Source organism: Wolbachia endosymbiont (group B) of Eucosma cana (assembly GCF_947250645.1).
In the GTDB taxonomy this organism is placed as follows: domain Bacteria; phylum Pseudomonadota; class Alphaproteobacteria; order Rickettsiales; family Anaplasmataceae; genus Wolbachia.
This window is the reverse complement of record NZ_OX366334.1, coordinates 1,067,093-1,079,576: the sequence shown is the minus strand read 5'-3', so window position 1 is coordinate 1,079,576 and position 12,484 is coordinate 1,067,093. Positions and strand designations below refer to the sequence as shown.

The 12,484-nt window shown below is 32.2% G+C and carries 9 protein-coding genes, 1 tRNA gene and 2 pseudogenes; 8 read left to right on the top strand and 4 right to left on the bottom strand.

The features are described from left to right. Positions 1–63 precede the first annotated feature (63 nt). From OOK99_RS05295 to plsY, 5 genes are read left to right on the top strand one after another with little or no spacing between them, the layout of a single operon-like run. Positions 64–747 carry a phosphatidylserine decarboxylase gene (locus OOK99_RS05295; RefSeq protein ID WP_264376729.1) on the top strand — a complete coding sequence of 228 codons (684 nt, stop codon included), beginning with the start codon at positions 64–66 and terminating at the stop codon, positions 745–747. Further along, a complete protein-coding gene (locus OOK99_RS05290; protein ID WP_264719631.1) occupies positions 744–1,529 on the top strand; it encodes a CDP-alcohol phosphatidyltransferase family protein in 786 nt (261 codons plus the stop codon). Before OOK99_RS05295 ends, OOK99_RS05290 begins: the two co-directional genes overlap by 4 nt. Before the next feature lie 8 nt (positions 1,530–1,537). Continuing rightward, complete coding sequence (locus OOK99_RS05285; RefSeq protein WP_264719630.1) at positions 1,538–2,872, top strand: alanine/glycine:cation symporter family protein; 1,335 nt, start codon at positions 1,538–1,540, stop codon at positions 2,870–2,872. Between the two features lie 2 nt (positions 2,873–2,874). Beyond that, the gene (locus OOK99_RS05280) at positions 2,875–4,341 is read left to right on the top strand and encodes an alanine/glycine:cation symporter family protein (RefSeq protein ID WP_264719629.1); all 1,467 of its coding nucleotides are present in this window, start codon (positions 2,875–2,877) and stop codon (positions 4,339–4,341) included. Positions 4,342–4,350: 9 nt separating this feature from the next. Further along, positions 4,351–4,929 (top strand): glycerol-3-phosphate 1-O-acyltransferase PlsY, encoded by a 579-nt coding sequence (plsY, locus tag OOK99_RS05275; protein WP_406719284.1) that lies wholly within the window; start codon positions 4,351–4,353, stop codon positions 4,927–4,929. Here plsY and OOK99_RS05270 read toward each other — a convergent pair. The 3 genes from OOK99_RS05270 to OOK99_RS05255 form a co-directional block, all read right to left on the bottom strand. After that, complete coding sequence (locus OOK99_RS05270) at positions 4,924–6,807, bottom strand: hypothetical protein (protein WP_458694687.1); 1,884 nt, start codon at positions 6,805–6,807, stop codon at positions 4,924–4,926. The genes plsY and OOK99_RS05270 overlap by 6 nt on opposite strands. A gap of 55 nt (positions 6,808–6,862) precedes the next feature. After that, the gene (locus tag OOK99_RS05260) at positions 6,863–7,759 is read right to left on the bottom strand and encodes a cation diffusion facilitator family transporter (RefSeq protein ID WP_250120286.1); all 897 of its coding nucleotides are present in this window, start codon (positions 7,757–7,759) and stop codon (positions 6,863–6,865) included. A 28-nt stretch (positions 7,760–7,787) separates the two neighbouring features. Next, positions 7,788–7,860, bottom strand: a tRNA-Val gene (locus OOK99_RS05255). A 670-nt stretch (positions 7,861–8,530) separates the two neighbouring features. Here OOK99_RS05255 and OOK99_RS05250 point away from each other — a divergent pair. The 3 genes and pseudogenes from OOK99_RS05250 to OOK99_RS05240 form a co-directional block, all read left to right on the top strand. Then, a pseudogene (locus OOK99_RS05250) lies at positions 8,531–8,806 on the top strand (DnaJ domain-containing protein); the annotation flags it as partial. A 652-nt stretch (positions 8,807–9,458) separates the two neighbouring features. Continuing rightward, a protein-coding gene (locus tag OOK99_RS05245) for an IS3-like element ISWpi17 family transposase (protein WP_214303219.1) occupies positions 9,459–10,573 on the top strand; the annotation gives its coding sequence in 2 pieces (ribosomal slippage) (positions 9,459–9,732 and positions 9,732–10,573; 1,116 coding nt in all). Positions 10,574–11,043: 470 nt separating this feature from the next. Beyond that, positions 11,044–11,208: pseudogene (locus tag OOK99_RS05240) on the top strand (IS630-like element ISWpi10 family transposase); the annotation flags it as partial. 111 nt (positions 11,209–11,319) lie between these two features. Here OOK99_RS05240 and OOK99_RS05235 read toward each other — a convergent pair. Continuing rightward, a protein-coding gene (locus tag OOK99_RS05235; protein WP_214303219.1) for an IS3-like element ISWpi17 family transposase occupies positions 11,320–12,434 on the bottom strand; the annotation gives its coding sequence in 2 pieces (ribosomal slippage) (positions 11,320–12,161 and positions 12,161–12,434; 1,116 coding nt in all). Positions 12,435–12,484: the final 50 nt, after the last annotated feature.

Here is a 12,484-nt window from a genome sequence, read left to right as displayed (position 1 = left end):
AAAAGCTTTTCATGAGAAATTATAAATGATAAATTATTAATAATGAATTATCGAGAATAAATTATGTGCTTTGGTTTGCCTAATATAAACAGAGAAGGTTATTTATTTATAGTTGTTTCCTTTATCGTAACATGTATAGCATTCTCTATATCTTGGGGAGCTGGAATTACTTGCTTATTTCCAACGTTATTATGTACCTATTTTTTTCGTGATCCAGCAAGAGCTGTACCAAACAATAAGGACTTTATATTAAGCCCTGCTGATGGTGTAATTTCAAAGATAGAAGAAGTTAGTTACTCTTTATCAGAAGAGAATGAAGAAGAAAAGAAGTTTACGCTTGTTAGCATATTTCTAAGTGTTTTGAATGTCCACGTTAATCGTATACCAATATCTGGTACGATAAAGGAAATGAGCTACAAGAAAGGCAAGTTTGTTTCTGCAATGAGTAATAGGTCCAGTAATGAAAATGAAAAGCAGATTATTGTGATTGAATATGAAAAGGGAAAAGAAATCATTGTGGAACAAATAGCTGGATTTATTGCACGCCGCATTGTTTGTAATTTGAGGACATCTCAGAGCGTAAAAGCAGGTGAAAGATTTGGAATTATAAGATTTGGTAGCAGAGTAAATATTTATATTCCTATTGGTATAGAAGTAAGAGTTTCAGAAGGACAAACTGTTATTGGCGGTGAGACAATTATAGCAGATTTTAATAAACAAGAGAAGCTTACTTTTGATGTTATATGAATAATGATGAAAGTAACAGTAAATCCTTACCTATTACCAAGTTATTTCCAAATTTTATAACTTTACTGGGTTTATGTGCTGGCCTTACTTCACTTAAATTCACATTTAATGAACAATGGGAATTTTCAGCAATTTTTATTATCATTGCAGCAATAATAGATGGAATGGACGGCAGGATAGCCAGAATTTTAAAATCAACTAGCGATTTTGGAGCACAGCTTGATTCTTTTGCAGATTTTCTAAATTTTGGTTCAGCACCTGCTTTTCTTTTATATTTTTGGAAATTAAAGGAAATTAAAGTTGTAGGATGGATTTTAGTAATGATATATGTAATCTGCATATCAATAAGACTTGCAAGATTCAATGTTTCGCTACATTTAGAGCAAGTATACTGGAAAAAATTTTTCTTTTCTGGTGTTCCAGCTCCTGTATGCGCTTTACTTGTTCTGTTTCCAATAATTATTACCTTTCAATCTCATGAAAGTGAATATTTACTTCTTATAGAGCAATTTTTTAACGTAAAGAATACAGCTTGTTACTTTTTGGCCATTTCATTTTTTTCGATAAGTCATATTCCAACTTTCTCTGCAAAATACATTTATGTCCCTAAAAGTTTATCTTATATATTTGTGTCATTTTTTGGAATATTGATCATATTTTTTATAAGTAAGCCCTGGATAACACTACCAATTTTAGGTGCAGTTTATATCTTGACTATTCCAATAAGTACCGGACTTTATATACATTACGCATATAAAACTAGTCAGCTATATAAAAAATAGTGAGCAGCATGATTATAAAAGTAACTGATCTATTAAACTCTTTTTTATATATAAAGATATTCAACATACCATTTATAATTATTTGGGTAATTGCAACTGGGGTTTTTTGTACGATTCGATTCAAATTCATTAACTTTAGGTTGTTCAAACATGGGATACAAACACTATTCAACCTAGAGAGCCATAATAATAACGGCATAATCACCCACATTCAGGCATTTGCAACGGTAATTTCAGGAACAGTTGGTCTTGGAACAATATCAGGAGTTGCAATAGCTATTACAATAGGGGGGCCAAGTGCAGTTTTTTGGATGATAATTACCGGGGTACTTGGCATGTCAATAAAATTTGCTGAAGTAGTGCTTGCATTTACTCATCGCTCTGAAAACACAACTGGTGGGGCTTTTTATTATATGGAACATGGACTTGCAAAGATTGGATTTATGAAGACTGGCAAATTCCTTGCATTTATCTACGCAGTTATGCTGCTTGTTGCAATGATTCTAGGCGGCATACCATTTCAGGCAAATCAAATTGCAGCGTTGTCAAGTAACTTATTTGAATACAACACATCTGTTATTATCTCGCTATTTGTATTAATTGTAATACTGGGAGGAATAAAGCGAATTGCTTTAGTTGCAACAGGTTTAGGGCCGATCATGATAATGTTATATATAGGCATGTGTATATATTTAATCTGTGTAAACGGAAATAATCTACTGAATGCTCTATCTATAATATTTCAAGATATCTTTAACAAATCAGCTATAGGAGGTGGAGTATTGAGTGGATTAATAGCAGGGGTAAGAAGGTCAGTGTTTGCTAATGAAGCAGGTACTGGAACAGCAGCTATAGCACATTCGATTGTAAAAGAGAAAGACCCAGTTAAAGTTGGAAGTGTTGCAATGATTGCACCATTTGTAGACACAATATTAGTCTCATTTTTGACTGGTATTGTGATAATTATCACCGATATGCATAGCACTAATACCGTAGGTGATATTACGTTAGTTAGCTCAGCATTTTCAACAGGCTTGCCTTTATTTAGCAAGCTAGCTCTCCCGCTGATAATGTTTTCCTTTGCATTTTCCACAATAATAGCTTACTATTACTACTGTGAAGTTGCCCTAGTGTACTTATTTGGTAACAAAAAAGTACTGATATTGTTTCAGTTTTTTATAGTAGGTTCAGTGTATATCAGCTGTATATCAAAAAATATAGAATTTATATCTTATTTAGGTGATAGCCTGTTTATGTGCCTTATGATTCCAAATGCTGTTGTGATATATCTACTGAGAAGGAAAGTCTTAAATACAATAGACTCTTATTACAAAAGGTATTAAACATGATTTATAGAATGCTTTATATGGTGTTATTTTGCCTACCATTTAATGATGTATACGCTGCTTCAGTTTTTCACAAAAGTTATGACACTGCATTAAATGGAATAAGCAACTTCATGAATGAAGTGTTGTTTTTCAAGATCTTTCACGTACCATTTATAATTCTTTTATTGGCCTTTGGTTATATATTTCTAACACTACGTTTTAGATTTCTCAACATAAGGATGTTTAAGCATGCGTTCGCTATTTTATGTGGAAAATATGACACAGATCATCATGATGGTCACATTACGCATTTTCAGGCATTTGTAACCGCGCTGTCAAGCACAGTAGGCCTTGGAACTGTTGCTGGTGTTGCAATCGCAATTTCAATGGGAGGGCCAGGAGCGGTACCTTGGATGATGATTACAGGTTTTTTTGGTATGTCTGCAAAGTTTGCTGAAGTAACTTTAGCATTCAGACACAGAACAGAAGGCCAGGAGCAGTTATTCAGTGGTCCCTTTCAATATATAAGAAATGGGCTAGAGAAATTTGGATTTAAGAAACTTGGTATTGTCCTAGCTGCAATATATGCAGTGTTTTTTATATTATCAGGTCTTGGTGGAAGTGTGGCATTTCAGACTAACCAAATGGTTTCAATATTATCTGGCTATTCAAATTGGATAGATGGTCATCCTTGGTTTCTCTCTTCCATAATTTCTACGTTACTTGCTCTGGTAATTATCGGTGGAATAAGGAGAATAGCTCAAGTCTCTTCTGCGCTGGTGCCTATTATGTCACTCATATATATTTTGAGTTGTTTCACGATTATTGCATTCAATATTCACAATTTTAGCAATACATTAAAAATATTGTTTTCCAGTATGATAGACTTCAATGCTGTTGGTGGTGGAGTAGTAGGAGCATTTGTCGCTGGGATTCAAAGGGCAATTTTTGCCAGTGAAGCAGGTGTTGGTTCTGCTGCAATTACTCACGCTGTAGCTAAAGATGAGGAGCCGGTTAGGACTGGTCTAGTTGCTATGATAGAACCATGCTTTGATACAATGTTAATTTGTTGTTTGACAGGAATAACAATAGTAATAACAGGCGCATACCAGACTGGCATTGGCGAGGGAATATTGATCACCCAAAAAGCATTTGAAACAGTTTCTTCTTGGTTTCCTATACTTTTAACCATCGCTGCGCCTTTGTTTGCGTTTTCCTCAGTAATTTCATTTGTATATTGTTGTGAAATGGGATGGCTGTATTTGTTTGGTGTAAAAAGTGTAGTAATATATCGTATAGCGGTGGTGGTAGTTGCATTTTTGTCAGGTTTGTCTAAAGATATAATGGCTATTGCTAATATTGGTGGGGCTTTATTCTCTTGTTTAGCACTCATCAATATGACAGCACTTATACTGTTTAGCAATCAGATTAACAATGAAGTCCAATGTTATCTAAAAAGGCTAAGGAATAACAAAATTAGCTAGATTTCTGCTATGATAGAGATATTTGTAGTCTTTGTATTATCTTACATATTAGGTTCAATACCGTTTAGCTTAATTATTGCAAAAATAAATGGTATAAATTTAAGAGAAGTAGGTTCAGGAAACATTGGCGCTACAAATGTTGCAAGGACAGGAAATAAATTTCTTGCTGCTATTGCGTTATTTCTGGATACCTCTAAAGGGTTTATCGCAGTTTATACAGCACAACAATTTTGTGATAATAACGATTTTTATATATATGTATCTGCAATTTTAGCAGTTCTAGGGCATATGTTTCCTATTTGGCTAAGGTTCAATGGAGGAAAGGGGGTTGCAACAACTTTGGGAGTTTTAGTAGCACTTAACATTTCTATAGCATTAGCATTTGTATTTGTCTGGCTAATAGTATTTTTTATCTTTCGGTACTCCTCTCTTGCTTCCTTGGCTGCTAATGCAGCAGCTGTTATAGCATCTTTCTTTTTTCAAAAGGAGTTATTCCTTATACTACTCACTGTAGCGATATTAATTTTCTTGAAGCATTACAAAAATATTGCAAATCTTCTGCAAGGCAGAGAGCATAAGTTTCTATAAGCAATGAGATGTTAAATCACTGACACTTAAACTACGAGATAAACTGCTTGATGGTATTATTTTATCTTCTTTATTTAAGATTGTAATTTTTACTCTTGTTATACTCTCTACTTCTTGAGGTATTAAAAATTCATCTTCAATGAATCTTTGCTTCACTTCTTGTATTTTTTCATAAAGTGTGGTTACATTGCGCTTATTTTGATTATAAATATCTTCAATCTCTATCTCTAGCCTGTGTGAAGCTTCTTTTTTTAACATGTTATTTATCGCTGCTTCTGTTATTGCTAGTTTTTCTTGCAGAATTTTCTTTATTTCTTCTTTATCGTCTCTGCTATTTTTACTCAGTTCCGTGTATACCCTATAACACCTTTTCTCTAGTGGTAACATTCTTAAACTATCTAACATTCTGTCTACTTGACCCTTAATAGTCTTCTTGGCTTTCAATTTTAATTCTTTTACTTCTTCTTTTATTATTTTGCTAGCTATTCTCTTAGCTTCAGTTAAAGATGAGTCCTTGAGAAAAAAATCTGTTCTAAGTAAATTTTGGTTTAAAAGCTCCAAAAAGACTTTTCCTTTGATGTTTTCGAGTTGATCGTCTAAACAATCCCCCTGTAGTTTATTTGTTATGTGCTGAGACAGCGCAAAGTGCTCTAATTTATTTAACTTTACAGAGTTAATATTTTTCATTAACGTCAGCACAATTTGTTCACTATATTGAGAAGTAAAACTCAGTAATCTTCTCATTAAAGTAATGCTTACTTCTGCAATAAAATCATCAACTATTTTTTGACTTTTATCATCTTCATAATTATTTTGGGCGTTATGCCAAGCACTAAGAATTTCTTTACTGTTTTTCTTATTTTTTAGCCTGTCTAACATAAACTTACGTGCTTCATTTTCTGCTTCTGTAAGGAGCATTTGTCTAGGTGGTGTAAATTTAATCTCTGGATCGGAATGAATACCCTCTAATGTACTTAACATTCTGTAGATAACACCAGTAAAACATGTGTTAGGAATTCGTTCTTTTCTAGAGAAAGTTTGGCTATCTAGTAAATTTGCAATCAACGCGTCTTTTTTATTTTTTACATCTTCTCTATCTCCATCATTGCAAGCTCTCAGAACTAACAGAAGAATTTGTCCACCAGTGAAGCCAGAGCTATGTTTCTCATTACCTTTGCAAAAATCTTGCAAAAACATTACTAATTTTCCCTTATTCTCATTACTAAATGGTTGGCCATCAAGCATATGTAAGTGATTTATATATTCAATAAATTCTTTAAATCCCTCATTATTAATAGTGTCTTCAGATACTTGTTCAGTATATTTATCTTTTAATTTGTCAATATTTTTAATGATATCATTATTTAATTGATGGGGCAGTAAATGCTCATAAGTACCATCAAACTTATTTGTCATACTGCGAGTATTTTCTTTTATGCCTTCTAAAAAGAAACTTATAGCAGCTTTGAGTAACGTAAATGGATTAAAATCCTTTGGCCTTAATTCACTTTGTAATAGAATTAAAACCATTGCAAGTGGTATTGTTGCAAGTAACGAAACGAGCAGAAAAGTAGTTGTAAAGGTTAGATATGTTACAGAAGCAAAAAATAAAAGGAAAGATGCTATCTTAATTTTATTTTTCTCAAAAAATATTTCCCAATATTCCTTTTTACTTATTTTTTCCTGCTTTGCAGCTTTTATGTCTTTATAAACGTAAAAAGTTTTTATTTCAGATCTAAAAAACAATGTGGCAAAAGATAAAAAGACATTGGCAGGATTAACTAAAATGCTTAAAGAAACAAAAGCTGCGAAGTAACTTGCTGTCTTTAATCTGTAAGAATCCTTTCCAGGAAATTGTATTTGGGAAATACCTATCATAGCCTACTCTCTATAATATTATGATATTGTAGTAATAACAAATAGCCTATAGATGTCAATGCTTAAGTATTTTACTGTCTACGCACTCATCGTATTCAATTTCAACTGTAGAGTGTGCAATTTCAAATCTATTTAATAGTATTTTTTTTATCTCATACAGAATATTAGTATGTTGCCCATTTTGCTTTATCTTGGCATGCATAGTAAGTATAAAATAATTATCAGATAGTGACCATGCATGTATATGATGCACATCTATCACTTCAGGTAACTTAGATACAATCTCACTTTTTATCTCCTCAGCAGATACACTCTCAGGTGTACCTTCAAGGAGTATATGGCAAGAATTCTTGAGAATTTTATATCCACTGTTTAAGATTATTACACTGACAAATACTGACAAAATAGGGTCCACTATTTGCCATCCGGTAAACATGATAATTATGGATGCAAGTATAGCAGCTACAGAACCTAAAATATCTCCGATAACATGCAATACAGCACTTTTTATGTTTATATTACTTTCGCATTTACTATGTAATATAAAAAAGACTATAATGTTAGAGATCAGGCCAAGTGTGGCAATTATTAGCATTACTTTCCATTCCACATTGACTGGACAAATGAATCTCTTTATTGATTCAATTATAATGACCGCTGCAATGAAAAATAGAGTTAAACCATTAACAAATGCTGCAATTATCTGCAATCTGTGATACCCATATGACCTCTGTAAATCAGATTTCTTAGCTGAAAATTTGTGCGCTACCCAGCTTAAAATCAAGGCAAAAAGATCAGTGAGCATATGCCCTGCATCTGATAACAGAGCAAGCGAGTGTGAAATTACTCCACCTACTATCTCCATAAGCATTGTTATTGCAACTATTATTATGGAATAAATTAAGCGCTTGGACTCTGCTATTGAGTGTTTGCCATTGTGCACTGCTGTCATATAAAATCTTTTTATGAGCAAAAAAACGTGGGTAACACTGGGCTCGAACCAGCGACCCCTTGCACGTCAAGCAAGTGCTCTACCAACTGAGCTAATTACCCATCGTAGCTTTAGTATAGTGCTTCAGTGGAATGGAAGTCAATTTGCTTTTAGACTCCTTGCTGAATGAAATTCTTTGACAAATTTCCATAAGTGTTGAAAGTATCAAAAATGGCGTGATATAAGGTGATCAACGACATGTAAGTTACCTCCTGATAGTAAGAACGTAAAAAAAGAGTCATTAAGATCTAATGTAAACTGTAATAGTGCTATCTTAAATCCGTCTAAGTTATTCCTGATTTTGTAAATAAGAAGCTGTTTATATAAATATACACTTTCATTTATGTCCAAGTTGATGTAATTTATTTGAAAATGGTAGGAAAATTTAGTATATCGTGAAAATAGCTATATTAGACTACTTTTGCCACATTTATATACGAACTAATTTACCTGACTTTGTTGCAGCAATTTGAAGCTTCTATTTTTACAACCATGTATTTATGCGGCTTGCTCTTATAAAGGTGGGTATTTCTTGCAATTTTAAGAAGGTAAATAAACAAATTTCTTGTAACGCTACAGGGTTTAGTATTTTTTATAAATCTTTACTTAATTTATTAAAATCTTGACAGTTATTATAATATTTGCTACACATTTATATTGTATTACCGTGCTTTCATAAAGATATAGTATTGGTGATGTAATGAAAAATGTTTCAAAATAGTAGAGGAATAAATGATTGATCATTATAAAGTATTAGAAGTAGAAAGAAATGCTACTCAAGACGAGATAAAAAAAGCATATCGAAAATTAGCATTTAAGTTTCATCCAGATAAATTTCCTGAAATAGGAGATCTCAATATGTTAAAAGCAAAGACACACCTTTCAGAAGCAGAAAGAGATCAACTAATTCAACTGAAAAAAAATTTTAAAGAGCGCGAGGAAAAGTTCAAAAAGATATCAGTAGCATTCGAAGTATTATCTGATCCAGCAAAAAAAAGCCGGTACGATAATGAAAAGGATCCTAGTCAACAAACTTATGATGGACACTCATCATGGGAACAACAAGAGTCAGAGAAAAGACATCAAGAAAATAAAAATCCAATAATTCCTATGTCTTTAGTAATATTTTCAATATCTACGACAATAACCTTAAGCACTAGTCTTGGAAAATCAAAAGTAGGTGAAGTTGTTGCAGCAACACTTGGAGGACTGCTATCTATGCCAGTCGTAAATAATTTAGAAAATATACTGAAGTCAAAGTCAGATGATCCTGAAGAAAGACAGAAGGCAAAGTTAACTGCAGATAATTTAAAAAAAATATTAAAGCCAATTAGTACAAAAGATATTGTATTATCAGGAGTTATTGCAGGATTATATACATCTATTCTTAACGTCATCGTTAATAAAGAATCATTCAAATCTGGCCTTATAACTGTAACTGCAGCTGCAATTGGGGGTGGAGTTGGTGCTGCATTGTCAAGAACTATTTCTACAAAATTGGAAAATGTTGACACTGAACAACCAAATATCCCAGGACAGAGCATATAGCTACTCTCTCCTTTATCGTTACCCCGGTGTTATGATACTGGGTATAATGCACCCCATAAACTAGACCAAAAAAAAATGGTTGATCCGAGTAGGAAGGTAAAGGGGTAAAAGTATGGCAACAAAAAAATATGAACCAGAGTTAAAAGCAAAGATAGCTTTGGAAGCAATAAAAAATCAAAAAAGCACAGCTGAGATATGTAGTGAATATAAAATACCATCAACAAATCTATATGATTGGCGTGATAGAGTATTGGCAAGGTTAAAAGACCTATTTGTTGAAGAAAGTGAAAGTGCGAGAAAACAAAGAATCTTAGCGCAAGAAATAGAAAGTTTACATAAAGTAATAGGAGAATTGACAGTGGAAAATAGCTATTTGAAAAAAAAATTACTGAAATAAGCAAAAAAGATAGAGTAAGGTTTATAGAAAAAGATTCTGATCTGTCAATTAGGAAACAGGCTGATTTATTGGGGATTTGCAGATCTAGCCTATATTATAGGCCTATAATTAATAACGAAAGTGAAGTAGCAAATTTGATTCAAGAAGTATATTTGGCTTCTGATTGCCGTTATGGATATCGTAAAATTACTGCTGAAATCATAGCGAGTGGAGTAGTAGTCAATCACAAAAAAATCTTAAGAATTATGAAAAAAATGAAGATTAGTGGGCTGTATTGTAGAAAAAGATGTAATACAAGTATTAAAGAAAAAAAGCATAAAATATATCCTTATTTACTCAAAGATTTGATTATTTGTAGAGTTAATCAGGTATGGGCTACTGATATAACATATATTATGGTAGAAGGTAAGTTTATCTATTTTGTGGCAATAATGGACTTGTATAGTCGCTATATTATTGCTCATTCATTATCACCATATCTCGATGCTGGATTTTGCCTTTATACTCTCAAAGAAGCTCTAAAACAAGGTAAACCTGAGATTTTTAATAGTGATCAGGGGGTGCAGTTTACTAGCTACAACTTTATTATGGAATTAGAGCGTGCTAATATTAAAATCAGTATGGACCATAAAGGACGTTGCTTCGACAATATATTTGTTGAGCGCTTATGGAGAACTTTAAAGCAAGAAGCTATATATTATTATAGACCAAATAGTATCAGAGATTTAAATCTTATAATAAATGATTTTGTTGCTTGGTATAACTATAGAAGGCGACATCAGACTCTACATTATAAAGTTCCTGCTGATCTTTATTATCATAAACAGTAAATGAATATATTGATAAATACTTTAAATGTGTGTCGACGTATTTATCAACATATTCATTTTAAAAATCGGATCACTTTGAAAAAAATGGTCTAGACAAATGGGTGCATTATAGGGGTAACACCTTTCGCTATGTAAATTAACTAAAATGTTCATACAGTTTTTACTGAAATGACATTATTCACTGCTTCCTATATAGTTTGAAGACATGCTCTTAGCAGCTGCTTGAGGTCAGCTATAGAATTTTAGCCACATTCTAAATGTTACATATTAAGTTAACTATCTATACTTTTTTATTAAGATATAAATTATACCAATATGAGAATTTACGTTTTTTTCAGATGAGTCACTTTATGCTTGATATTGTAAAGACTAATAAATTAGAGGTTATACCAATTCCCGTTACACGGGAAACAGATAGACAATAATGGAAGAAAAGCCATAATGAAATAAGTGAAATAGTTTAGGTATAAATGGCACTCAGATCAAAATTATTGGATGAAGAAGTAGTAAAATCAGCAAAAGAGATGCTGAAGAAAGTAAGGAATAATGCATATGTTTCAAAAAAACTAAACGCTGTAATTGCAGCAAAAAAGTACAGTATAACGTCTGTAGCAAAAATATATTGCATTTCAAGATATAATGCACCCATTTGTCTAGACCATTTTTTTCAAAGTGATCCGATTTTTAAAATGAATATGTTGATAAATACGTCGACACACATTTAAAGTATTTATCAATATATTCATTTACTGTTTATGATAATAAAGATCAGCAGGAACTTTATAATGTAGAGTCTGATGTCGCCTTCTATAGTTATACCAAGCAACAAAATCATTTATTATAAGATTTAAATCTCTGATACTATTTGGTCTATAATAATATATAGCTTCTTGCTTTAAAGTTCTCCATAAGCGCTCAACAAATATATTGTCGAAGCAACGTCCTTTATGGTCCATACTGATTTTAATATTAGCACGCTCTAATTCCATAATAAAGTTGTAGCTAGTAAACTGCACCCCCTGATCACTATTAAAAATCTCAGGTTTACCTTGTTTTAGAGCTTCTTTGAGAGTATAAAGGCAAAATCCAGCATCGAGATATGGTGATAATGAATGAGCAATAATATAGCGACTATACAAGTCCATTATTGCCACAAAATAGATAAACTTACCTTCTACCATAATATATGTTATATCAGTAGCCCATACCTGATTAACTCTACAAATAATCAAATCTTTGAGTAAATAAGGATATATTTTATGCTTTTTTTCTTTAATACTTGTATTACATCTTTTTCTACAATACAGCCCACTAATCTTCATTTTTTTCATAATTCTTAAGATTTTTTTGTGATTGACTACTACTCCACTCGCTATGATTTCAGCAGTAATTTTACGATATCCATAACGGCAATCAGAAGCCAAATATACTTCTTGAATCAAATTTGCTACTTCACTTTCGTTATTAATTATAGGCCTATAATATAGGCTAGATCTGCAAATCCCCAATAAATCAGCCTGTTTCCTAATTGACAGATCAGAATCTTTTTCTATAAACCTTACTCTATCTTTTTTGCTTATTTCAGTAATTTTTTTTTCAAATAGCTATTTTCCACTGTCAATTCTCCTATTACTTTATGTAAACTTTCTATTTCTTGCGCTAAGATTCTTTGTTTTCTCGCACTTTCACTTTCTTCAACAAATAGGTCTTTTAACCTTGCCAATACTCTATCACGCCAATCATATAGATTTGTTGATGGTATTTTATATTCACTACATATCTCAGCTGTGCTTTTTTGATTTTTTATTGCTTCCAAAGCTATCTTTGCTTTTAACTCTGGTTCATATTTTTTTGTTGCCATACTTTTACCCCTTTACCTTCCTACTCGGATCAACCATTTTTTTTTGGTCT